The following is a 22939-nucleotide window of genomic DNA, read 5'->3' on the forward strand; positions in this document are numbered from 1 at the left end:
TGCTCCTTTTTTTTGGTGGTTGGGTTTCCTTTCGTTTCGTGGTCGGCACGGGGGTGCGGGGGGGGGGGCCCCCCCCCCCCCCCGGGGCTCCCCCCCCCCCTCCCGGCGCTGCCCGTAGCGCGGGCGCCGAGGGGCGCTCAGTGCACGTCGCCCATGAGGGCCTTCACCTTGCGGCGGTACATCCACACCGCCGCGCCGGCCACGGCGGCGAGCGCGGCCTCCAGGGCCACGATGCCCGTCTTGTTCAGGTCGACGCCGGCGATGGAGAGCAGGCCGGTGGTGGCGTCGCCGGCGGTGACGGCCAGGAACCACACGCCCATCATCTGCGAGGCGTACTTGGCGGGCGCCATCTTCGTCGTCACCGACAGACCCACCGGCGACAGCGTCAGCTCGCCGACCGTCTGCACGAAGTAGATGCCGACCAGCCACAGCGCGGCTGCCTTGTGACCGCCGTCCGCGATCGCCAGCGGGGCGAGGAAGAGGAAGAAGGAGGCGCCGATCAGCACCAGGCCCATCGCGAACTTCACGGCGGTGCTCGGCTCCTTGCCGCGCCGGGCCAGCGCCAGCCAGGCCCAGGCGAACAGCGGCGCCAGCGCCATGATCATGACCGGGTTGACCGACTGGTACCAGGAGACCGGGAACTGCCAGCCGAAGACGGTGTTGTCCGCCGAGGACTCGGCGAACAGCGACACCGTCGAGCCGCCCTGGTCGTAGATCATCCAGAACACTGCGGCGGCGACGAAGAACCAGATGTACGCCGACATCTTCGACTGCTCGGCCCGGTCCAGCTCCCGGTCCCGCTTGATGCGGGCGATGACCAGCACCGGGATGAGCAGCCCGGCCAGGGTGATCGGCACCAGCAGCCAGTTCAGCGTGTAGTGGCCGGAGAAGCCGACGACCGCGTAGAAGACGGCCGCCACCGCGGCCCAGAACGCCGACTTGCGCAGGGTGGACGCCTTCTCCGCGGCCGACAGCGGGGTCGGCACCAGGCTCGAACGCGCGTCGAGGTGGCGGCCGCCGAGCAGGAACTGGGTGAGGCCCAGCGCCATGCCGAGCGCGGCCAGCGCGAAGCCCAGGTGCCAGTTGACGTTCTCGCCGACGGTGCCGATCACCAGCGGCGCGGCGAAGGCGCCCAGGTTGATGCCGATGTAGAAGACGGTGAAGCCGCCGTCGCGGCGCGGGTCGTCCGGGCCGTCGTAGAGGTGGCCGACCATCGTGGAGATGTTGGCCTTCAGCAGACCGGAACCGATCGCGACCAGGCCGAGCCCGGCGTAGAAGGTGCCCGCGTTCGGCAGGGCCAGGGTGAGGTGCCCGAGCATGATGACCGTGCCGGCCACCGCCACCGTCCTGCGCGGGCCGAGCACACGGTCCGCGAACCAGCCGCCGGGCAGCGCGAGCAGGTACACGAGCGACAGGTACACCGAGTAGATCGCGGTCGCCGTCGCCGCGCTCAGATGCAGGCCGCCGGGGGCCACCAGGTACAGCGGGAGCAGGGCCTTCATGCCGTAGTAGGAGAAGCGCTCCCACATCTCGGTCATGAAGAGGGTGGCCAGTCCGCGGGGGTGGCCGAAGAAGGTCCGCTCGGAACCGGGGGTGCCCGGGATCGCCGAGTCCTTCGTCAGGCTGGACGCCATGGTTGTGGTCCTTGCTGATCGTTCATTCCCAGGCCGGCGGCGGCCGGCCGCACGCAAAAGAGACCTTCAGCGACATCCTTGCCGAAGGTCCCCGCGGTGCTACAGGCGTAGATTCACCATACGGCAGGACAGAGTCGGAAATGGAAGGACTTGAGACGCGAATCACAGGTCAGGACGGAACCGCGCGCCACTATTCCAAGGCGTGCCCGGTGATCGCACCTCGCACCCACAGGTTCGTACCGGTACGCCCAAAGGTAAGAACCGGGGATGGCGATCACACCGCGGCTCCTGACCGGGGCGGTCTACCATCACCTCATGACCCGTGTACTGCTCGCCGAGGACGACGCGTCCATCTCGGAGCCGCTGGCCCGCGCCCTGCGCCGGGAAGGGTACGAGGTCGAGGTGCGTGAGGACGGACCCACCGCGCTGGACGCCGGGATGCAGGGGGGCGTCGACCTGGTCGTGCTGGACCTCGGGCTGCCCGGCATGGACGGCCTGGAGGTCGCCCGCCGGCTGCGGGCCGACGGCCACACCGTGCCCATCCTCATCCTGACCGCGCGCGCCGACGAGGTGGACACCGTCGTCGGTCTGGACGCGGGCGCCGACGACTACGTCACCAAGCCCTTCCGGCTCGCCGAACTGCTCGCCCGCGTCCGGGCGCTGCTCCGGCGCGGCGCCGCGGAGCCGCAGCAACCGCCCGCCACGCACGGCGTGCGCATCGACGTCGAGTCGCACCGTGCCTGGATGGGCGACGAGGAACTCCAGCTCACGGCCAAGGAGTTCGACCTGCTGCGGGTGCTGGTGCGGGACGCCGGCCGGGTCGTCACACGGGACCAGCTGATGCGGGAGGTCTGGGACACCACCTGGTGGTCGTCGACCAAGACGCTCGACATGCACATCTCCTGGCTGCGCAAGAAGCTCGGCGACGACGCGGCGAACCCCCGCTACATCGCGACCGTGCGGGGCGTGGGCTTCCGCTTCGAGAAGAGCTAGCGCACGGGCTGACGCAAGGGCTGGTGGAAGGGCCGTCGGAGGAGCCGGCGGAAGGGCTGAAGGGTCGGCGGCGGAGGGTGCGGCTGCGCGGGTCGCGCCCTTGGCACACTGGTCGTCGTAGAGCCACTGCTCGGAGGGCCCCTGTGCGTCGTCGTCTCATCCAGTCCACGCTCGCCGTGGTGCTGGTCGTCATCGCCGTGTTCGGCGTGTCCCTGGTCATCGTGGAGACGCGGACGATCACCAACAGCGCGCGGGAACGGGTCGGCTCCGAGGCGCAGCGGCTGGCGAGCATCGTCGACAGCCGGCTCATCGGCGACGGCACGGTCAACGCGGAGGTGCTGCGCGGCCAGGTCACCCAGGACCGCTACGCCCGCATCCGGATCCCCGGGCAGCAGGCCATCGAGGTCGGCGCCAGGCCGTCCGGCGAGGTCATCCGGGCCACGGCCAAGGGCGAGGAGGGCGAGACGGTCACCGTCGAGGAGCCCCGCTCCAGGGTGACCCGGGAGGTCGGCCGCACGCTGCTGATCATCGGCCTGGTGGCGCTGCTCGCGGTCGTCGCGGCGGTGCTGCTGGCCATCCGCCAGGCCAACCGGCTCGCCTCCCCGCTGACCGACCTTGCCGAGACCGCCGAACGCCTCGGTTCCGGCGACCCGCGCCCCCGGCACAAGCGCTACGGCGTCCCTGAGCTGGACCGGGTCGCCGACGTCCTCGACTCCTCCGCCGAGCGCATCGCCCGCATGCTGACCGCGGAACGCCGCCTCGCCGCCGACGCCTCCCACCAGCTGCGCACCCCGCTCACCGCGCTGTCGATGCGGCTGGAGGAGATCACCCTGACCGACGAGCTGGACACGGTGAAGGAGGAGGCCAACGTCGCGCTGACCCAGGTGGAGCGGCTGACGGACGTCGTCGAACGGCTGCTGACGAACTCCCGCGACCCGCGCACCGGCTCCGCGGTCTCCTTCGACCTCGACGAGGTCATCCAGCAGCAGCTCGCCGAGTGGCGCCCCGCCTACCGCAGCGCCGGCCGCGCCATCGTCAGCTCCGGCAAACGGCACCTCCAGGCGGTCGGCACGCCGGGGGCGGTCGCCCAGGTGCTGGCGGCGCTGATCGAGAACTCGCTGATGCACGGCGGCGGCACGGTGGCGCTGCGCACCCGGGTGACCGGCAACCAGGCGGTCGTCGAGGTCACCGACGAGGGCCCCGGCGTGCCGGCCGACCTCGGGGCGCGGATCTTCGAGCGCACGATCAGCGGCCGCAACTCCACGGGCATCGGCCTCGCGGTCGCCCGGGACCTCGCGGAGGCGGACGGCGGGCGGCTGGAGATGCTCCAGACGAAGCCGCCGGTGTTCGGGCTGTTCCTGTCCCGCACGCAGCCGCTGAAGAAGCCCCCGCACGAGGAGGAGCCGCCGACGGTGCGGTGACCTGCCGCCCGCCTCAAGCGCTGCCGCCGGCCTCAAGCGCTGCCGACCGGCGCATGCGCTGCCGACCGGCGCATGCGCTGCCGGTCGGCGCGAGTGCGACCGGTCAGCTCAGGCGCAGCCCGTCAGTTCGCGCGCTGCCCGGCCCTCGACCGTCGCGCGGCGGTCCCGTCCGCCCGTCCCAGCAGCGACTCCGCGTCCGCGACGGCGGCCTCCACGGCCGGCAGCGTGCGGAACACCCAGGTGCGGTACGACCAGAAGCGGAACAGAGTCGCGATGCCGATGCCGACGACCTTGAAGACGTTGCGCTGCAGGGAGCTGTCCCAGCCGAAGCCGTAGATGGCCGCGTACAGGATGCCGTTCTCGATGACCAGGCCCACCACGCTGAACGCCAGGAACAGCGTCAGCTCCCGGGTGCGGGCGCTCTTGTCGCGGTCCCGGTAGGTGAAGTAGCGGAAACCCACGTAGTTGCAGGCGATGGCGACGATCGTCGCGATCACGTTGGCGCGCACCGCCTGGAGGCTGGTGAGGTGCCACAGCAGGTTGGAGACGCCGAAGTTCACGACGGTGCCGAGCGCGCCGACGGCGCCGAATCTGGCAATCTCGTGGGTGAGCCTTCGCAGCCCTGAGGAACCAGGTTCCATGGTCGTGAAGGCTCCCGTCGGGTCGGTTCGGTCGACCTGGCCATGCTAACCACCCACCTGTGCGATTGCCCGCGAATGTGCCGTGAGCAGGGGAAGAAGTCCGCAAGAGCTGCGGAAAGGCCGCGGAAAGAAGGTGAAAAGAGCCGTCGGCGGGGCCCGCGAGAGGCCCTGGAGGGTGCCCTGGACGGGGCCGGGAACGACCGGAAACCGCCGACCGCGCCACGGCCGATACTCTAGGGGCGTGACGTTCCCGGTAGTCGGCATGGTCGGCGGGGGCCAGCTCGCTCGTATGACACACGAGGCGGGCATCCCGTTGGGCATCAGGTTCAAGCTCCTCAGTGACACTCCTCAGGATTCCGCGGCGCAGGTCGTCGGCGATGTCGTCGTCGGCGACTACCGCGACCTCGACACGCTGCGCGAGTTCGCGCGCGGGTGCGACGTGATCACCTTCGACCACGAGCACGTGCCCACCGAGCACCTGCGGGCCCTGGAGGCGGACGGCATCCCCGTGCGCCCGGGTCCCGACGCGCTCGTGCACGCTCAGGACAAGGGGGTGATGCGCGCCAGGCTCGACGCGATCGGCATCCCGTGCCCACGGCACCGGATCGTGACCGACCCGGCCGACGTGGCGGCGTTCGCGGCTGAGCTCGAAAGGGGTGGGCCCGAAGGGTCCTCCGACAAGGGCGGTGGCGGGCGACGGGCGGGCGGCTTTCCGGTCGTCCTGAAGACCGTCCGCGGCGGCTACGACGGCAAGGGCGTGTGGGTCGTGGACTCCGCGGAGGAGGCCGCCGACCCGTTCCGCGCGGGCGTCCCGGTCCTCGCCGAGGAGAAGGTGGACTACGTCCGCGAGCTCGCCGCCAACGTCGTGCGCTCCCCGCACGGCCAGGCCGTCGCCTACCCCGTCGTGGAGTCCCGGCAGGTGAACGGCGTCTGCGACACCGTGATCGCGCCCGCTCCCGGCCTCGACGACGACCTCGCGCTGCACGCCGAGCAGATGGCCCTGACCATCGCCAAGGAACTCGGCGTCGTCGGCCATCTCGCCGTCGAGCTGTTCCAGACCCGCGACGGCCGCGTCCTGGTCAACGAACTCGCGATGCGCCCGCACAACTCCGGCCACTGGTCGCAGGACGGCGCGATCACGTCCCAGTTCGCCAACCACGTCCGCGCGGTCCTCGACCTCCCGCTCGGCGACCCGCGCCCGCGCGCCAAGTGGACGGTCATGGTCAACGTCCTGGGCGGCGACTACCCGGACATGTACTCCGCGTACCTGCACTGCATGGCCCGCGACCCCCAGCTCAAGATCCACATGTACGGCAAGGACGTGAAGCCCGGCCGCAAGGTCGGCCACGTCAACACCTACGGCGACGACCTGGACGACGTGCTGGAGCGCGCCCGTCACGCTGCCGGCTACCTGAGAGGCACGATCACCGAATGAGTCCTGTCGTAGGCATCGTCATGGGGTCGGACTCGGACTGGCCCGTCATGGAGGCCGCCGCCCAGGCCCTGGACGAGTTCGAGATCGCGTACGAGGTCGACGTCGTCTCCGCGCACCGGATGCCGCGCGAGATGGTCGCCTACGGCGAGCAGGCGGCCGACCGGGGCCTGAAGGTGATCATCGCGGGCGCGGGCGGCGCCGCCCACCTGCCCGGCATGCTCGCCTCCGTCACCCCGCTGCCCGTCATCGGCGTCCCCGTGCCGCTGAAGTACCTCGACGGCATGGACTCGCTGCTGTCCATCGTGCAGATGCCGGCCGGCGTTCCGGTCGCCACGGTCTCCGTCGCCGGCGCCCGCAACGCAGGGCTGCTGGCGGCCCGCATCCTCGCGGCGCACGACGAGGACCTGCAGCAGAAGATGCGCGACTTCCAGCAGGAGCTGAACGACCAGGCGACCGAGAAGGGCAAGCGCCTGCGCGCCAAGGTCGAGGGCGGCGGCAACGGCTTCGGCTTCGGGAAGTGAGCGCGATGACCTCGCCCTCGCTGCCGCGGGCCCGGACCCTGCTGGGCGAGTTCCCGGTCGTCGACGGCCACAACGACCTGCCCTGGGCGCTGCGCGAGAAGGCCCGCTACGACCTCGACGCCCTCGACGTCGCCGTCCGCCAGGACGCCGACCTGCACACCGACATCCCGCGCCTGCGCGAGGGCGGCGTCGGCGCCCAGTACTGGTCGGTGTACGTGCCGTCGGACCTGCCCGACCCGGTGCCGGCCACGCTGGAGCAGATCGACTGCGTACGGCGGCTGGTGGCGCGCCACCCGAAGGACCTGGCGCCCGCGCTGACGGCGGCCGACATGGAGTCCGCGCGCGGCGAGGGCCGCATCGCCTCCCTGATGGGCGCCGAGGGCGGCCACTCCATCGCCAACTCGCTGGGCACCCTGCGCGGCCTGTACGAGCTGGGCGTGCGCTACCTGACGCTCACCCACAACGACAACGTGGACTGGGCCGACTCCGCGACGGACGAGCCCGGCGTCGGCGGCCTGTCGGCCTTCGGCCGCGAGGTCGTCCGGGAGATGAACCGCCTCGGCATGCTGGTCGACCTGTCCCACGTGGCCGCCACAACCATGCGGGACGCGCTCGACGCCACCGCCGCCCCGGTGATCTTCTCCCACTCCTCCTCCCGCGCGGTGTGCGACCACCCGCGCAACATCCCCGACGACGTCCTCGAACGCCTCCCCGCCAACGGCGGTGTGGCGATGGTGACGTTCGTGCCGAAGTTCGTGCTCCAGGCGGCCGTGGACTGGACGGCCGCGGCCGACGAGAACCTGCGCGCGCACGGCCTGCACCACCTGGACACCGGCGCCGAGGCGATGCGGCTCCACCGGGCCTTCGAGGAGCGCCACCCGCGTCCGGTCGCGACGGTCGCGACGGTCGCCGACCACCTCGACCACATGCGCGAGGTCGCCGGCGTCGACCACCTGGGCATCGGCGGCGACTACGACGGCACGGCCTTCACCCCGGACGGCCTCGGCGACGTCTCCTGCTACCCCAACCTGCTGGCCGAGCTGCTCGACCGCGGCTGGTCCACCGCCGACCTGGCCAAGCTGACCTGGCAGAACGCGGTGCGGGTACTGGGCGCGGCGGAGGACGTGGCCCGTGACCTTCAGGCGACGCGCCCGCCGTCCCACGCCACCATCGACGTGCTCGACGCGCGCGAGGACTGATCGTCGAGGGCCGGGTAGTCGGTGTAGCCGTCCGCCCCGCCGACGTACATCAGGTACCGCTCCCGGACCGGGTTGAGCGGGGCGCCCAGGCGCAGCCGCGTCACCAGGTCCGGGTTGGCGAGGAACGGGCGGCCGAGCGCCGCCAGGTCGGCCCCGGCGGCCAGCATCTCCCGGGCGGCGGCGGTGACGGCCCCGGTGGTCAGGTCCGGCAGCACGGGGTTGCCGATCAGGGCGCCCGGCCACTCGGCGCGCACGCGCCGGTACACCGGGTCGGCCGGGTCGGCGCGCACGAGGTGCAGGTAGGCCAGGCCCAGGTCCCTCAGCCGCGCCACCAGCGCGGGGTAGAGGACGTCGGTGTCGTCCTCCGCTATGCCGTTGACGACGGAGCCGGGGGAGATCCGCAGGCCGACCCGGTCTGCGCCGATCGCGTCGGCCACCGCCTCGGTCACCTCCGCCGTGAACCGGATCCGCCGCTCGGCGGGGCCGCCGTAGCCGTCCGTCCTGCGGTTGGTGTTGCCGGAGAGGAACTGGTGCAGCAGGTGCCCGTTGGCCGAGTGCACCTCCACGCCCGCGAAGCCCGCCTCGACGGCCCGGCGGGCGGCCGCGGCGAAGTCGGCGACGGTGCTGCGGATGTCGTCGGCGGTCATCTCCCGCGGGACCACGGCCGGCCGGTGCCCGTGCGGGGTGAAGATGGTCTCCGGCAGCGGGACGGGCGAGGGCGCCAGGGGCGTCAGGCCGCTGGTCGCCGGGTGGCCCACCCGCCCGCCGTGCTGGAGCTGCAGGAACATCGGGCCTCCTCCGGCGGCCCGTACCGCGTCGGTGACCCGCCGCCAGCCGGCCACGTGCCGATCGGTGTGGATGGCGGTGATGTCCGGGTAGGTCTGCCCGACCGCGTTCGGCGTCGACGCCTCGGCGACGATCAGTCCGGCCGAGGCGCGCTGCGCGTAGTAGGCGGCCATCAGCGGGGTCGGGGTGCCGTCGGCCGCCGCGCGGTTGCGGGTCAGCGGGGCCATCACCAGGTGGTTGGGGAGCGCCAGCCGCCCGAGCCGGGCGGGCGCGAGGAAGTCGGTTGTCCGCGTCATGTCCGTACGCTAGAACCTGACACAGATGTCAGATTCAAGTCCGGTTCCGGACGGGGGAGGCGGCTGCGGCATGCGGATCGGTGAACTGTCCCGGCGCACCGGCGTCAGCGAGCGCTCGCTGCGCTACTACGAGACCCAGGGGCTGCTGCGCGCCGCCCGCACCCCCGGCGGGCACCGTGACTACCCGGAGACGGCGGTCGACCGGGTCATCCGGATCCAGGAGCTGTTCGCCGCGGGCCTGCACAGCAGCCGGATCGCCCGGTTGCTGCCCTGCATGCGCGACAGCGACGGCGGTCCCTCCGCCGTCGCCACCCCGAAGCTGGTCGAGGACCTGACCGCGGAACGTGACCGCATCGACCGCCTGATCGCCGACCTCGTCCGCTCCCGGGAGACCCTGGACGAGGTGATCGAGGCGGCCCGCGAGCCCTGACCCCGCCATCCGGGCGACGGGCCCGGCAGGGACCGCCCGCGGCCGGGGTTACCCCCGAACGCACCGTCCACCAGGAAGCCCCGCGGGGGCCGTGGGACGGTGGCCGTACGGACACCGATCACGTACGGAGACCGCCATGGCAGACCTCCAGCCCCAACTGCACAACAGGACAGAGGTCGGACGGCTCGGCGATCTGCCCGGGCCGCCGTTCCCCGCGGAGCCCTACGACGGCGAGACCGAGACCGAGACCGAGGACGTGCCGTACGACGCCGACGACGTGCCGTACGACGCCGACGACGTGTCGTACGAGGGCGAGGCAGACAGCGGTGGCGAGGCGGGCGGCGGGCGCGGGGCCGCGACGGATCTCCTCGGGCGGGCCCACGCCCTGCTCGCCGACCACCCCGTCGCAGACGGCTACAGCGGCCTGCCCTGGGCGCTGCGGCACCTGTCCTGGTACGACCTGGAGGCCGGGGAGAGCACCGTCGACACGGACGTGCCCCGGATGCGCGAAGGCCACGTCGGCGCGCTGTTCTGGTCGCTGCACCTGCCCGACGGGCTGACCGGGGACGGCGCGATCGGCGCCACCCTGGAGCAGCTGGACCTGATCGAGAACGTCACGCGGGCGCATCCCGAGGGGCTGCGCCTGGCCCGCACCGCCGGTGAGCTCACCGACGCCCGCCTGTGCGGCCGGGTCGCCGTCGTGCCCGGCCCGGCCGGCGCCGCCAGCCTCGGCGACTCCCTCGGCATCCTGCGCGCCCTGCACTCCCTGGGCCTGCGCGTGCTGACCCTGTCCGGCGCGTCGTGGGCGAGCGAGGCCGGGCTGACGCGGTTCGGCGAGGAGGTGGTGCGGGAGATGAACCGGCTCGGCGTGCTCGCCGACCTCTCCGGCGCCTCCCCGGAGACCGTCCGCCGTGTCCTCGTGGTCTCCAGGGCGCCCGTGGTGTTCACTCGCTCCGCCGCCCGCTCCCTGCGCCCCCACCCGGCCAACCTCACCGACGACCTGCTGGCCGAGCTGGGCGCGGCCGAGGGCGTGTGCATGGTGCCGCTGACGGCCGAGCAGACCGGCCCGACCGTCCGGGACGTCGCCGATCACCTCGACCACGTCCGCGCGGTCGCCGGACCGGCCTGCGTCGCCCTGTCCGGCACGTACGACGCGGGCACCGCCCACCCGCAGGAGCTCGGCGACGCGTCCTGCTACCCGCACCTGATCGCGGAGCTGCTGCGCCGTGACTGGCCGGAGACCGACATCGCCTTGCTGACCTGGGGCAACGTCCAGCGCCTGCTGCGCAGCGCCGACTTCACCGCCCGCGCCGCCCAGCAGCGCCGTGAGCCGTCCACGGCGACGATCGCGGAACTGGACGGCTGACGGCCCGGTTCAACCGGCTCACCCGGTTGCCCGGCACGCCCGGCTCGCCCGGCTCAAGCGTGCTCGATCCGGCAGAGGCAGAACGGATGCCCGGCCGGATCGGCGTACACCAGGAAGTCCTTCGTCTCCCGGTCCTCCAGGTCCAGCGGGCGCGCTCCCAGCGACAGCACCCGCTCGTGGGCCGCGTCGATCTCCTCCCACGTCGACCCGGCGTCGAAGTCGAGGTGGAACTGCTGGGAGTCGCGGTCCGCGCGCGGCCACTGCGGCGGGGCGTGCCCCTCCGCCCGCTGGAAGGCCAGCCGCGGCCCGCCGGGGACCTGCAGGACGACCCAGTCCGGGTCCTCCTCCACGGGCGTACCGCCCACCACGCCCGCGTAGAAGCGGGCGAGTGCGCGCGGGTCGGGGCAGTCGAGGACGACGGAACGGAAACGTGCCACGGTCACGGGGGACCTCCCGGTCAGCAGGCGCAGAGACAGAACGGGTGCCCGGCCGGGTCCGCGTACACACGGTAGGTCCGCGAACGGTCCTCGGCGTCCAGCACCTTCGCGCCGAGCTCCAGCACGCCCTTCTCGGCGGCGTCCAGATCCGGGACGCTCAGGTCGAGGTGGAACTGCTGCGAACGGTCCGATGCGGGCCACTCGGGCGCCACGTGGCCGGGCGCGGCCTGGAAGGCCAGCGTCTGACCACTGGGCGTCCGCAGGTCCACCCAGTCGTCGTCGCCCTCCACGGTGCCGCCCAGCAGCTCGGCGTAGAAACCGGCGAGGGCACGGGGGTCGGGACAGTCCAGTACGACGGCGCCCAGTTCGGCGAGAGCCATGACTTCCTCCTCGAGACGGTGTCACCAGCGGGTCACCGGCCCGGCGATCCGGGCTGCGTTACCCGCAATGACGGGTAACCGGTAACCGTTACTGCATGCTTCCCTATAGGGGGTAACCTCGCAAGTGCTTTACCGGGAGGTAGCGTGCAGACATGAGTGCGAGATCGGCCGCCCCGGGGAGCCTCGCCCTGGTCGAGTCCCTGGTGAACACGCTGGACATCGAATCGGGCGCCGACGCGCTCGACACGGCGGACGGCCGCGCGCGCTTCTCGCTCACCGAGGACGACGTCTCCGCGGCGCGCGAACTGCGTGAGTCGCTGCGGGCCACGCTGCTCGCCCACGCGGGACACCCGGCGCACGCCCCGGTCACGCCGCTGGGCGACCTGCTGGCGTCGGCCCCGCTGCGCGTGACGGTCGACGCCGCCGACGGCTCGGCCGCCCTCGCCCCGGCCGACGGCACCGCTCTGCTCTCCCGGGTCGCCGCCGCCGTCGCCGAGGCCCTGGTCGCGGGCACCTGGCAGCGGCTGAAGGCATGCGAGGCCGCCGACTGCCACTGGGCGTACTACGACCGCAGCCCGGCGGGGCGCGGGCGCTGGTGCTCGATGCAGGTGTGCGGGGCCCGCGCGAAGATGCGCCGGTACCGGGCCAAGTAGGCCCGCCGGGCCGTTCCCCGGCCGCGGGGCGGGGCGGTGGTGCAGAATGCAGCAGGACGCCGGTTCGGCCGACTGAGCCTCGGCCGAACCGGCGTCCGTCTCTTGCCCGCTACGCGGTGGGCCGGCCCATCGCGCGGTACGTCCACCCGGCCTTGCGCCACAGCACCGGGTCGAGCGCGTTGCGCCCGTCGAGGATCAGCCGGGCCGCCGCCACCTCGCCCAGCTCCGCCGGGTCCAGCTCGCGGAACTCCTGCCACTCCGTCAGGTGCAGAACCACGTCGGCGCCTCGCACGGCCTGCAGCGCGCTGTCGGCGTACCCCAGCGTCGGGAAGAGCCGGCGGGCGTTGTCCATGCCCTTCGGGTCGTACACCGTCACCTGGCCGCCCTGCAGGTGGATCTGACCGGCCACGTTCAGCGCGGGGGAGTCCCGCACGTCGTCGGAGTCGGGCTTGAAGGTGGCGCCGAGCACCGCGACCCGCTTGCCCAGGAACGGGCCGCCCCCGAGCTCCTGCCGCGTCAGTTCCACCATCCGCCCGCGCTGGCGCATGTTGATGGAGTCGATCTCGCGCAGGAACGTCAGCGCCTGGTCGGCGCCCAGCTCACCGGCCCGCGCCATGAACGCCCGGATGTCCTTCGGCAGGCACCCGCCGCCGAACCCGATCCCGGCCCGCAGGAACTTCTTGCCGATCCGGTCGTCGTACCCGATCGCCTCGGCGAGCTTGGCCACGTCGCCGTCCGCGGCCTCGCACACCTCGGCCATGGCGTTGATGAAGGAGATCTTGGTGGCGAGGAAGGAGTTGGCGGAGGTCTTCACCAGCTCCGCGGTGGGGAAGTCGGTGACGACGAACGGCGTGCCCTCGCCGATCGGCGTCGCGTACACCTCGCGCAGCAGCCGCTCCGCCCGCTCGCTGCGCACGCCGGCCACGATCCGGTCGGGGTGCAGCGTGTCCTGCACCGCGAACCCCTCGCGCAGGAACTCCGGGTTCCAGGCCAGCTCGGCGTCCTTCCCGGCGGGCGCGTGCTCGGCGAGGTAGGCGGCGAGCCGGTCGGCGGACCCCACCGGCACCGTGGACTTGCCGACCACCAGGGCGGGAGCGGTCAGGTGCGGGGCGAGGGAGGCGAACGCGGCCTCGACGTACGCCATGTCGGCGGCGTACTCGCCGTGCCGCTGCGGGGTGTTGACGCACACGAAGTGCACGTCGCCGAACGCGCCGATCTCCGCCCAGTCCTGGGTGAACCGCAGCCGTCCCGAGGAACCCTCGAAGCCGGCCACGTGCTGCTTCAGCAGCTCCTCCAGGCCCGGCTCGTACATCGGCGTCTCGCCGCGCTGCAGCATCGCGATCTTCTCGGCGTCGATGTCCAGCCCCAGCACCTCGAACCCCAGCTCGGCCATGGCCGCGGCGTGCGTGGCGCCGAGATAGCCGGTACCGATCACGGTGATCTTGAGGGCCATGGGGTGCTCCAGGAGGCGACGGCGGTGGGACGGCGGTGATCCGGGCCTGAGCATAGTCGGGGGAGCCGACGGGCAGTTTTCCCGCTGTCGCCAAGCTCACGTATCCCTGACGTCCGCGGACCCCTAAAATTTGTGTTACTTAACGGTAATTAGCGTCGGCAACGCAGCTTCTTTGGAGCGTGAGACACCTTGGCCGGATCGGCTGACTTCGACCTGTACCGCCCGTCCGAGGAGCACGACATGCTCCGCGACGCCGTCCGCTCGCTGGCCGAGGCGAAGATCGCGCCGTACGCCGCCGCGGTGGACGAGGAGGCCCGCTTCCCGCAGGAGGCCCTCGAGGCCCTGGTGGCGAACGACCTGCACGCCGTGCACGTGCCCGAGGAGTACGGCGGCGCGGGCGCCGACGCCCTCGCCACGGTCATCGTGATCGAGGAGGTGGCCCGCGTCTGCGCGTCCTCCTCCCTCATCCCCGCGGTGAACAAGCTCGGTTCACTGCCCGTCATGATCTCCGGCTCCGAGGAGCTGAAGAAGAAGTACATGAGCGCGCTCGCCAAGGGCGAGGGCGGGTTCTCGTACTGCCTCTCCGAGCCGGACGCCGGCTCGGACGCGGCCGGCATGAAGACCAAGGCGGTCCGCGACGGCGACCACTGGGTCCTCAACGGCGTCAAGCGCTGGATCACCAACGCGGGCGTTTCCGAGTTCTACACGGTGATGGCGGTCACCGACCCCACCAAGCGCTCCAAGGGCATATCGGCGTTCGTCGTCGAGAAGTCCGACGAGGGCGTCTCCTTCGGCGCTCCGGAGAAGAAGCTCGGCATCAAGGGCTCGCCGACCCGCGAGGTCTACCTCGACAACGTGCGCATCCCCGCCGACCGCATGATCGGCGAGGAGGGCACCGGCTTCGCCACGGCGATGAAGACCCTCGACCACACCCGCATCACCATCGCCGCCCAGGCCCTCGGCATCGCCCAGGGCGCCCTCGACTACGCCAAGGGCTACGTCCAGGAGCGCAAGCAGTTCGGCAAGCCGATCGGCGACTTCCAGGGCATCCAGTTCATGCTCGCCGACATGGCCATGAAGATCTCGGCCGCCCGCGCCCTCACCTACCAGGCCGCGGCGGCCTCCGAGCGCGGCGACGCCGACCTGACCTACCTGGGCGCCGCGGCCAAGTGCTTCGCCTCCGACGTCGCCATGGAGGTCACCACGGACGCCGTCCAACTCCTCGGCGGCTACGGCTACACCCGCGACTACCCGGTCGAGCGCATGATGCGCGACGCCAAGATCACGCAGATTTATGAGGGCACGAACCAAGTGCAGCGGATCGTCATGGCCCGCAACCTCCCCTGACAGGTTTTCGGCCCCGGTCGGCAGGACCGCAGTACAGCCCCCGGCACCGTGCCGGGGGCTGTGTCGTGCGGGGAGGGTGGTCAGCCGGTCGTCAGCGTGGTGTCGTCGACGACGAAGCTGGTCTGGAGGCTGGAGTCCTCCGTCGCGGTGAAGGTGAGGGTGATCTGCTGGCCGAGGTACTGGCTCAGGTCGAGGGTGCGCTCGGTGTAGCCGGTGCCCGCGTCGGCGTTGGAGTACGTCTGCTTGGTGGTCCCGTTGACCTGGACCTTGAAGGTGTCGTACGCCGTCGTGCCGGACTCCGCGGTGTCGATGTGCAGCCAGTACTTCAGGGTCGCCTTGGCGCAGCCGGCCGGGACGGTCACGGTCTGGCTGACGGTGTCGGTGGCGGCGTAGCCGTAACCGGCCAGCCAGGCGTACCGGGTGCCGGTGTGCGCGGACTGGCCGCTGAACGAGCCGATCGCGCCGGTGTTCCCGGTCCAGGGTGAAGTGCCGTTCTCGAAGCCGCCGTTGGAGACCACCTGGGAGACGGTGCAGCCGCCCGTGCCGTTGACGGTCAGCGTGTACTGCGCGGTGTGCGCGGTGGAACCGGTGCCGGTGAGGGCGATGGTGTACGTGCCGGGGGCCACGGAGGAGCCGACGCCGATCGTCGCGGTGGAGGAGGCGCCGGAGGTCACCGAGGCCGGAGCGAAGGAGACGGTGACGCCGGACGGGGCGCCCGAGGCGGACAGGTTCACCGTCTGCGCGGAGCCGTTGGTGGTGGCCGTGGAGACGGTGGTGGTCAGCGAGGTGCCCGGGCCGGCGCTGCCGGAGGCGGGGCTCGCCGCGACCGAGAAGTCGTCGGCCGGGACGGCGGCCGAGACCGCCTGCGCCCACAGCGTGTAGGCGACGCCGTCGGCGCTGCGGTTCAGGCCGGTGGCGTTGATGTTGCCGGTGGTGTCGCAGGAGGAGTGGTAGCAGCTGTCGTACGCGGCGCCCGCCGTGCCGCCCCACTTGGCCGCCTGCGCGGAGGTCTTGCGGGCGCTGGCGCCCATGGCGTACCCGGAGGTGGGGATGGAGTAGTTCTCGAAGGAGTAGTCGTCGCTGCGGCCCGCGCCCTCGGTGTTCTCCTCGGGCTGGAGGTTCAGCGAGTCCCAGTACGCCTTCATCGGCGCGGCGGCGGTGGACGTGATGTGGTTGATGAAGTAGCCGCCGTTGGGCGAGGCGATCATGTCGAAGTTGTAGTACGCCTTGATCGCCGAGCGCTGCGCGGAGGTCAGCGAACGGACGTAGAAGTCGGAGCCGTTGAGGCCCTGCTCCTCGTCCGTCCACCAGCCGAAGCGGACGCGTGCCGCCATCGTGGGATTGGTCTCGGCGAGTTTCAGCGCGACCTCCAGGAGGGTCGCGCTGCCGGAGCCGTTGTCGTTGATGCCGGGCCCGGCGGAGACGCTGTCCAGGTGCGAGCCGAACATGTACACCTTCGACGAGTCGCCTTGGGGCCACTCGGCGATCAGGTTGGGTCCGGCGCCGCTGGCGCAGCCGGAGGTGCAGGGCTGCTCGGTGACCGTGTAACCGGCCGCCTGGAGTTTGCCCTTCACGTAGGCGACCGAGTCGAGGTAGCCCTGTCCGGTCGACTTGCGGTTGCCGCCGTTGCGGCCGGCGATGGCGTTCAGTTCGGTCAGGTGTGCCTGGATGTGGCTGACGTCGATGTCGGGGGCGGTCGCGGCGAGGGCGGCCGGGGCCGAGAGCGTCGCGGTGCGATGCCCCTCGGGGGCCGGCGCGGCACTCGCGGGGAGCGCGGCGAGACCCAGTGCCGCGGCCAGCGTGAGCGCGGTCAGGGTCAGGCCGGCCGGGGAGAGGCGCGGGGAGATTCTTCGAAGCACCGTGTGTCCTTTGTGAGGTGGCAGAAAGCGGGAGACGGGGCGTGGTGGTGCCCCTCCTCCCGCCCGATGCGGAGTCAGCTGTGGTGCGGCGTCCTACAAGCATGCACATGTCAAGCGAAACGCCAAGCCCTGGGCGGTGGGTACTGCCGGATCCGGGGTGTGGAAGGTGTCGCTTCTGGGCGGGGAAGCGCCGGTTCGGTTGCTGTGTGCGTTTACGGTGCGGAATGTTGGGGTCCGCCCGGTGGCGTGTCGCGTTCGGCGGGCGTAGGACAGAAGGGCGCGGGACCCGTCCGGGGTCCCTTCGTCCTCCAGGAGGAGCCATGACCCAGCCCGGCACCCGGCCCGGAACCGCCGGCACCATGAGCAAGGAGATGCAGGACTGCGTCGAGGCCTGCATGGCCTGCCACAGCATGTGCGAGGAGACCATGAGTTCCTGCATGCAAATGGGCGGCCAGGCTCAGATGCAGATCATGCGGGCCCTGATCGACTGCTCCGAGATGACCCGTATGTGCGCCGACATGATGATGCGTCGCTCGCCCATGGCGGCCGAGATGTGCGCGATGTGCGCCAAGGCGTGCGACATGTGCGCCGAGGCGTGTACGACCATGCCGGACGACGCCCAGATGATGCGCTGCGCCGAGGCGTGCCGCCGCTGCGCGCAGATGTGCCGGACGATGGCGGGCGCCACGATGTGACGACCGCGCGACCGCGCTTCCGCGAGCCGGCGTCACCCGAAGAGCGGCTCCAGGGCCCTTTCCAGGTCTGCCGGTTCGCGGAAGTGGAGGGAGTGCATGCCGAGCGCGGCGGCCGTCGCCGCGTTCTGCTCGTCGTCGTCCACGAACAGGCAGCGGCCGGGGCGGACGCCGGCCAGGGACGCGGCCAGGCGGTAGATGCGGGCGTCCGGCTTGGCGAGCCCGACGCGGGCGCTGTTGACGACGTGGTCCGCGAGGTCGGTCAGGCCCAGGGCGGCGAGGTCGTCCTCCAGCCGCAGCGTCGCGTTGCTGACCAGCACCAGCGGCACGCGGGTGCGCGCCCGGCGCAGCAGGGACACCACGGCCGCGTCGGCCGCGAACGGCGACTCCAGCAGGGCCGCGCCCAGTTCCCACGCCGTCGCCTCGGGCGCCAGTCCCGTCAGGCCCTCGGCGATCGACCGCGCCCACTCCTGGAGGTCGGTGTGGCCCAGCAGCACCGGCTGCACGGTCTCCGGCGCGAAGGCCACCTTCATGGTGGTGCCCTCGGCCAGTCCGGCGGCGCGCTCCAGGGCGTGCAGCGCGGAGGAGTCGTAGGACCGGATCACGTTGTCGACGTCGCAGAGCACCGCGTCGAACGGTGCTCTGCCAGGCAGGTCACTCACTCGATACCGTGACCTTCTCGTCGTTGTTCAGCTGGTTCACGAGCGTCTTCACCTTGGCCTTGTCCCAGACGAGGTTGCCGCCGACCGAACCGGAGATCGGCATGTTCATCGAGGTGCCGTCGCCACCGCTGACGCCCTTCATCGCCCAGAACATGGACGCCAGGTCCCACAGGCTCATGTCCTTGTCGACGATGAGGGAGTCCAGGCCCGCGCCCATCGTCGGGTACAGCTTGAAGGGGTTCAGGACCGTCGAGGGGGTCGCCACCTGGTGGGCCAGCGCCGACAGGAACTTCTGCTGGTTCTTGGTGCGCTGCAGGTCCGAGGCGGCGAAGGCGTGCCGGGTCCGCACGAAGGCCAGGGCCTGCTCGCCGTTCAGGGTCTGCTTGCCGGCCTTGAAGTCGGCGCCGGAGTACTTGTCCTTGAAGCCCTTGTCGATGTCTATCGTCACGCCGCCGACGGAGTCCACGATGTTCGCGAAGCCGGCGAAGCCGATCTCCACGTAGTGGTCGATGTGCAGGCCGGTGTTGTACTCGATCGTGCGCACCAGGAGCGTCGGGCCGTCGAACGCGTAGGCCGCGTTGAGCTTGTTGGCGCCCAGCGGACCCTTGATCTTGCCGGACTCGGACCCGCGGAACGTCGGGATCGTGACGTTGGAGTCGCGGGGCAGCGAGATGAGCGTGTCGCCGTTGTCGCCGACGTGCAGGATCATCATCGAGTCGGTCCGCTTGCCCTCCGCGGAGCCGGTGTGCAGCTTCTTCTTGTCCTCGGAGGTCAGCCCGGCGCGGCTGTCGGAACCGACGATGAGGTAGTTGGTGCCCGCGCCGGCCTCGGGGCGGTCGATGACCTTGGACAGGTCGACCTCGCGGTTGAGCTTGGAGTCGGCCCAGAAGTAGGTGCCGACGGTCGTCACCACCAGCACCACGGAGAGGGTGACCGCCGTCCACTTGATACGGCGGCGCCAGTCGGGGCGGGGACGCGCACCGCCGGGACCGCCGGGACCGCGACCGCCCGGCCCGCCGTAGACGTGGCCGGTGTTGTAGCCGCTGTCGTATCCGCCGCCGTCATAGCCGCCGTCCTGGGCGCCGCCGTACCCCTGGCCGTCGATGTACGTCGGCTGCTGCGGCACCCCTCCGTAGGGCGGGGCGGCGGGGCCGGAGCCCTGATGCGGGCCCGAGGCGGTACGGCGGACCTGCCGCATCACACGGGCGCTCTCGGGCTGTGCGCTCGCGCTGCCGCGACCGTACCGGTCGCCGCGGTTCTCGTCGGACCATCCCTCGGGCCAATCGTTCATGGGCCCAAGTGTGCAGGGCGGGGCAGTGGTCCTTACAAGGGTCGTCGGAAAATCAGGGCCCCGCTGTTGCCAACCCGACACAAAGTCCGCGGATGGCACGGCGGCATAAGGTGGAGGCCATGACAGATCAGGCCACCGCCCCGGAAGCGGATAACCAGGACATACCGGGCAAGCCGACCTCCGCTTCCCGTACCACCCTCAGCCACATCATGACCCACAACGACACCAACCTCCTGGGCACGGTGCACGGCGGTGTGATCATGAAACTGGTCGACGACGCGGCCGGCGCCGTCGCCGGCCGGCACAGCGGCGGGCCCGCCGTCACCGCGTCCATGGACGAGATGGCGTTCCTCGAACCGGTGCGCGTCGGCGACCTCGTCCATGTGAAGGCGCAGGTCAACTGGACCGGCCGGACCTCGATGGAGGTCGGGGTGCGGGTGCTGGCCGAGCGCTGGAACGAGTCCGCCCCGCCGACCCAGGTGGGCTCCGCCTACCTCGTCTTCGCGGCCGTCGACGCCGACGGCAGGCCGCGCCGCGTGCCGCCGGTGCTGCCGGAGACGGAGCGGGACCGGCGCCGCTACCAGGAGGCCCAGATCCGCCGCACCCACCGTCTGGCCAGGCGCCGCGCCATCCTGGAACTCCGCGAGAGGCGGGCGGCGGAGGGCTTCGCCGACTGAGCCCCTCCGGGGCGGGGCGGGCCCTCCGGTCACGCGTACACGTCACGGGCGCACGGCACCGGCGCATGTCACGGACGCTGCGTCACGGTCGCGCGTCACGGACCCGCGTCACGGGCACACCACCTCGTCGCCCGTGACCACCGCGCCCTGCTGCTGCGGGCCGTCCTCGCCGCGGACCTCCCGGACCTCGTGGGAGTCGGTGCCCGCGATGACCTTCAGCGTCGGTCCGAGGCCCTTCGTGGGGCGCAGCCGGCTGCCGGGCAGGGCGGCGGCCAGCGACCGGGCGGAGCGGTCCCAGCGGGGGTCGAAGGCGACGACCGTGCGCCGCAGCGAGCGCTCGGCCGCGTTGGCCGGCGCCCCGGTGGTCCGGAACCCCGTCCGTGCCAGCGCCGCGTCGACGCGCCGGCCCAGGCCCGCCGTGCCGGTGCCGTTCTCCACCTGGACATGGATCTCCTGCGGGGCCACCTCGACCCGCGCCGCCCGGCTGGGCGGCCGGTGCACGGTGAGCGGCCGGTCGTCGCGGAGCCGGGCGAAGAGCGCGTCGGCCTTGGCGGTGTCCCACTTCAGGGTCGAGCCGTAGCCCTTGACGAGGTATCCCATCCGGCCGATGGGCACGGTCGTGAACTCCGAGGAGGCGGGGGAGAAGTCGCGCATGGCCCGGCCGAGCTCCAGCAGTTCGTCGGTGCCGAAGCCCTTGTCGGCCCGCACCGAGCCCAGCACCGCCCGGGTCACGTCCCGGAACTTCATCGGGTTCAGCAGCACCCCCGAGGACGTCGCCCGGTCCACCAGCGCCGCCAGGAACCGCTGCTGGCGCTTCATGCGGCCCAGGTCGGAGGCGCCGTCGACGTGCCGCGAGCGGACGTACTGCAGCGCCTGCCCTCCTCCCAGGGTGTGCGTGCCGGCGGGCAGGTCCAGGCCGGTGTAGGAGTCCTTCAGGGGCCCGGCGGTGCAGATCTTCACCCCACCCACCACGTCCACCGTCTTCATGAAGCTGGTGAAGTCGACCTCCAGGTAGTGGTCGATCTTCACGCGCGTCATCCGCTCCACCGTGCGCACGGTCAGGTTCGGCCCGCCCTCCGCGTACGCCGCGTTGATCTTGATGGGGCGCGGGGGGCGCCCCCCGGCGGACGGCAGCTCGGCGTAGGAGTCGCGCGGCAGGCTCACCACGCTGGCCCGCTCCCGGTCCTCCGAGATGTGCACGATCATCAGCGTGTCGGTGCAGTGACAGGGGGCGCCGCCCAGGTGGTACCGGCGCCGCTCCTGCTCGCTGATCCGGTCGCGGCCGTCGGTGCCGACCAGCAGGACGTTCATGCCGTGACCGGCCGGCGGACGGTTCTTCATGTCCTTGAAGGGGTCGACGCGGGCGATGTCCTCGTCGAGGCTGGTGACCATCGCGTGTCCGATGCCGGCGGAGGCGAGCAGGACGACGGACAGGGTCGTCACCGCCCGCATGGTCCAGCGCGGCTTCTTCCGCCGTACGGGCGGAAGCGGTGCGCGCGACCGCGGGGGGCGCCGCGGCGGGCGCGGGAGCGGCGGCTGCGGGCGGCGCTGCGGGCGGACCGGGGCGGCGGACCGAGGCGGCGTGGGCAAGGGGACACCTCCGGGCGGCGGCCGTGCGTGGGATGTGAGTTCTCAGCACCGTAGGCCGATACGATCTTCTGCCCACGGCGGCGCGCAACCGTGTCCCCCGTTCGCGGTAACGTAACGGGCGATGAACGCCAACCCCGACGTGCGGCTGCCCGCCGTTTCTGTGATCATGCCCGTCCTCAACGAGGAGCGGCATCTGCGCGGAGCCGTCCAAGCGATCCTCGCGCAGGAGTACGCCGGCGAGATGGAGGTCGTGATCGCCCTCGGTCCGTCCACGGACCGCACGGACGAGATCGCCGCCGAGCTCGTCCGCGAGGACCCGCGCGTCCACACCGTCCCGAACCCCACCGGCCGCACGCCGGCCGCCCTGAACGCCGCGATCAAGGCCTCCCGCCACCCGGTCGTCGTCCGCGTCGACGGGCACGGCATGCTCTCGCCGGACTACATCGCGACGGCCGTGCGGCTGCTGGAGGAGACGGGCGCGATGAACGTCGGCGGCATCATGCACGCCGAGGGCGAGAACGACTGGGAGCACGCGGTCGCCGCCGCGATGACGTCGAAGATCGGCGTCGGCAACGCCGCCTTCCACACGGGCGGCCAGGCAGGCCCGGCCGAGACCGTCTACCTGGGCGTCTTCCGGCGCGAGGCGCTGGAGCGACAGGGCGGCTACAACGAGGAGTTCATCCGCGCCCAGGACTGGGAGCTGAACTTCCGCATCCGCGAGGCCGGCGGGCTGATCTGGTTCTCGCCTGAGCTGAGGGTGTCCTACCGGCCGCGGCCGAGCGTCAGGGCGCTGGCCAAGCAGTACAAGGACTACGGGCGTTGGCGGCACGTCGTCGCCCGGTACCACGAGGGCTCCATCAACCTGCGCTACCTCGCCCCGCCCACGGCGGTCCTGGCGATAGCGGCCGGTCTGGTGACCGGGGCGGTCCTCACCCCCTGGGGCTTCGTCGTCCCCGGCGGCTACCTCGCGGCGATACTGCTCGGGTCCGTCCCGGCCGGCAAGGGGCTGCCGCTGAAGGCGCGGGCCCAGATACCCGTGGCCCTCGCGACGATGCACATGTCGTGGGGGTGGGGCTTCCTGACCAGCCCCAGGTCACTGGCGAAGAAGGTCATCGCCTCCCGGCGCCCCGCGGTGCTCGCCGCCGACTGAGCGCGGCGCCCTGCGGTGCTCGGTCT

22 protein-coding genes are annotated in these 22939 nt (G+C 71.8%); 12 read left to right on the forward strand and 10 right to left on the reverse strand.

All coding sequences use genetic code 11. The features are described from left to right. Positions 1-137: 137 nt before the first annotated feature. Positions 138-1634 (reverse strand): oligopeptide:H+ symporter, encoded by a 1497-nt coding sequence (locus ACZ5GT_RS32770; protein ID WP_469033601.1) that lies wholly within the window; start codon positions 1632-1634, stop codon positions 138-140. A 315-nt stretch (positions 1635-1949) separates the two neighbouring features. Here ACZ5GT_RS32770 and ACZ5GT_RS32775 point away from each other — a divergent pair, with 315 nt between their 5' ends. Continuing rightward, positions 1950-2627, forward strand: coding sequence for a response regulator transcription factor (locus ACZ5GT_RS32775; RefSeq protein WP_020940464.1), 678 nt, complete (start codon positions 1950-1952; stop codon positions 2625-2627). A gap of 143 nt (positions 2628-2770) precedes the next feature. After that, a complete protein-coding gene (locus ACZ5GT_RS32780; protein WP_469033603.1) occupies positions 2771-4048 on the forward strand; it encodes an ATP-binding protein in 1278 nt (425 codons plus the stop codon). 122 nt (positions 4049-4170) lie between these two features. Here the strand turns inward: ACZ5GT_RS32780 and ACZ5GT_RS32785 are convergent, their stop codons facing one another. Continuing rightward, the gene (locus ACZ5GT_RS32785; RefSeq protein ID WP_469033606.1) at positions 4171-4689 is read right to left on the reverse strand and encodes a GtrA family protein; all 519 of its coding nucleotides are present in this window, start codon (positions 4687-4689) and stop codon (positions 4171-4173) included. 241 nt (positions 4690-4930) lie between these two features. Here ACZ5GT_RS32785 and ACZ5GT_RS32790 point away from each other — a divergent pair, with 241 nt between their 5' ends. From ACZ5GT_RS32790 to ACZ5GT_RS32800, 3 genes are read left to right on the forward strand one after another with little or no spacing between them, the layout of a single operon-like run. Further along, positions 4931-6124, forward strand: coding sequence for a 5-(carboxyamino)imidazole ribonucleotide synthase (locus tag ACZ5GT_RS32790; protein WP_469033609.1), 1194 nt, complete (start codon positions 4931-4933; stop codon positions 6122-6124). Then, complete coding sequence (purE, locus tag ACZ5GT_RS32795; RefSeq protein ID WP_469033612.1) at positions 6121-6645, forward strand: 5-(carboxyamino)imidazole ribonucleotide mutase; 525 nt, start codon at positions 6121-6123, stop codon at positions 6643-6645. Before ACZ5GT_RS32790 ends, purE begins: the two co-directional genes overlap by 4 nt. Positions 6646-6650: 5 nt before the next feature. Continuing rightward, positions 6651-7844 (forward strand): dipeptidase, encoded by a 1194-nt coding sequence (locus tag ACZ5GT_RS32800; RefSeq protein ID WP_469033703.1) that lies wholly within the window; start codon positions 6651-6653, stop codon positions 7842-7844. Here ACZ5GT_RS32800 and ACZ5GT_RS32805 read toward each other — a convergent pair. Next, a complete protein-coding gene (locus ACZ5GT_RS32805; RefSeq protein ID WP_469033614.1) occupies positions 7784-8926 on the reverse strand; it encodes an oxidoreductase in 1143 nt (380 codons plus the stop codon). The genes ACZ5GT_RS32800 and ACZ5GT_RS32805 overlap by 61 nt on opposite strands. A 70-nt stretch (positions 8927-8996) precedes the next feature. Between ACZ5GT_RS32805 and ACZ5GT_RS32810 the strand changes: the two genes are divergently transcribed. Both ACZ5GT_RS32810 and ACZ5GT_RS32815 read left to right on the forward strand, forming a co-directional pair. Further along, on the forward strand, positions 8997-9356 hold the full coding sequence (locus tag ACZ5GT_RS32810) for a MerR family transcriptional regulator (protein WP_469033616.1): 360 nt from the start codon (positions 8997-8999) through the stop codon (positions 9354-9356). Between the two features lie 136 nt (positions 9357-9492). Further along, on the forward strand, positions 9493-10722 hold the full coding sequence (locus ACZ5GT_RS32815) for a dipeptidase (RefSeq protein WP_469033619.1): 1230 nt from the start codon (positions 9493-9495) through the stop codon (positions 10720-10722). Between the two features lie 53 nt (positions 10723-10775). Here ACZ5GT_RS32815 and ACZ5GT_RS32820 read toward each other — a convergent pair whose 3' ends face one another. Both ACZ5GT_RS32820 and ACZ5GT_RS32825 read right to left on the reverse strand, forming a co-directional pair. Continuing rightward, entirely contained in the window at positions 10776-11159 is a 384-nt protein-coding gene (locus ACZ5GT_RS32820; RefSeq protein WP_469033706.1) for a VOC family protein, read from the reverse strand. 20 nt (positions 11160-11179) lie between these two features. After that, on the reverse strand, positions 11180-11539 hold the full coding sequence (locus tag ACZ5GT_RS32825; RefSeq protein WP_469033622.1) for a VOC family protein: 360 nt from the start codon (positions 11537-11539) through the stop codon (positions 11180-11182). Positions 11540-11691: 152 nt separating this feature from the next. Between ACZ5GT_RS32825 and ACZ5GT_RS32830 the strand changes: the two genes are divergently transcribed. Then, positions 11692-12192 (forward strand): CGNR zinc finger domain-containing protein, encoded by a 501-nt coding sequence (locus ACZ5GT_RS32830; RefSeq protein ID WP_469033624.1) that lies wholly within the window; start codon positions 11692-11694, stop codon positions 12190-12192. A 109-nt stretch (positions 12193-12301) separates the two neighbouring features. Here the strand turns inward: ACZ5GT_RS32830 and ACZ5GT_RS32835 are convergent, their stop codons facing one another. After that, positions 12302-13645, reverse strand: coding sequence for a UDP-glucose dehydrogenase family protein (locus ACZ5GT_RS32835; RefSeq protein ID WP_469033626.1), 1344 nt, complete (start codon positions 13643-13645; stop codon positions 12302-12304). Positions 13646-13834: 189 nt separating this feature from the next. Between ACZ5GT_RS32835 and ACZ5GT_RS32840 the strand changes: the two genes are divergently transcribed. Further along, positions 13835-14992: an acyl-CoA dehydrogenase family protein gene (locus ACZ5GT_RS32840; RefSeq protein WP_469033629.1), complete on the forward strand. Its 1158-nt coding sequence runs from the start codon at positions 13835-13837 to the stop codon at positions 14990-14992. Positions 14993-15072: 80 nt separating this feature from the next. Here the strand turns inward: ACZ5GT_RS32840 and ACZ5GT_RS32845 are convergent, their stop codons facing one another. Continuing rightward, positions 15073-16851: a M28 family peptidase gene (locus ACZ5GT_RS32845; protein WP_469033630.1), complete on the reverse strand. Its 1779-nt coding sequence runs from the start codon at positions 16849-16851 to the stop codon at positions 15073-15075. Between the two features lie 320 nt (positions 16852-17171). On the opposite strand from ACZ5GT_RS32845, the gene ACZ5GT_RS32850 reads away from it, so the two are divergent. Further along, positions 17172-17546, forward strand: coding sequence for a four-helix bundle copper-binding protein (locus tag ACZ5GT_RS32850; protein WP_469033632.1), 375 nt, complete (start codon positions 17172-17174; stop codon positions 17544-17546). A 32-nt stretch (positions 17547-17578) separates the two neighbouring features. Here ACZ5GT_RS32850 and ACZ5GT_RS32855 read toward each other — a convergent pair whose 3' ends face one another. Then, positions 17579-18205 (reverse strand): HAD family hydrolase, encoded by a 627-nt coding sequence (locus tag ACZ5GT_RS32855; protein WP_469033634.1) that lies wholly within the window; start codon positions 18203-18205, stop codon positions 17579-17581. After that, positions 18198-19496, reverse strand: a complete 1299-nt coding sequence (locus ACZ5GT_RS32860; protein ID WP_469033637.1) for an LCP family protein — start codon at positions 19494-19496, stop codon at positions 18198-18200. The genes ACZ5GT_RS32855 and ACZ5GT_RS32860 overlap by 8 nt, the downstream gene beginning before the upstream one ends. A gap of 119 nt (positions 19497-19615) precedes the next feature. On the opposite strand from ACZ5GT_RS32860, the gene ACZ5GT_RS32865 reads away from it, so the two are divergent. Continuing rightward, entirely contained in the window at positions 19616-20173 is a 558-nt protein-coding gene (locus ACZ5GT_RS32865) for an acyl-CoA thioesterase (RefSeq protein ID WP_469033640.1), read from the forward strand. A 108-nt stretch (positions 20174-20281) separates the two neighbouring features. Here the strand turns inward: ACZ5GT_RS32865 and ACZ5GT_RS32870 are convergent, their stop codons facing one another. Then, positions 20282-21763: an LCP family protein gene (locus ACZ5GT_RS32870; RefSeq protein WP_469033644.1), complete on the reverse strand. Its 1482-nt coding sequence runs from the start codon at positions 21761-21763 to the stop codon at positions 20282-20284. A 121-nt stretch (positions 21764-21884) separates the two neighbouring features. On the opposite strand from ACZ5GT_RS32870, the gene ACZ5GT_RS32875 reads away from it, so the two are divergent. After that, the gene (locus ACZ5GT_RS32875; protein ID WP_469033646.1) at positions 21885-22913 is read left to right on the forward strand and encodes a glycosyltransferase family 2 protein; all 1029 of its coding nucleotides are present in this window, start codon (positions 21885-21887) and stop codon (positions 22911-22913) included. Positions 22914-22939: the final 26 nt, after the last annotated feature.

The sequence above is a fragment of the Streptomyces sp. NPDC031340 genome, assembly GCF_055569945.1.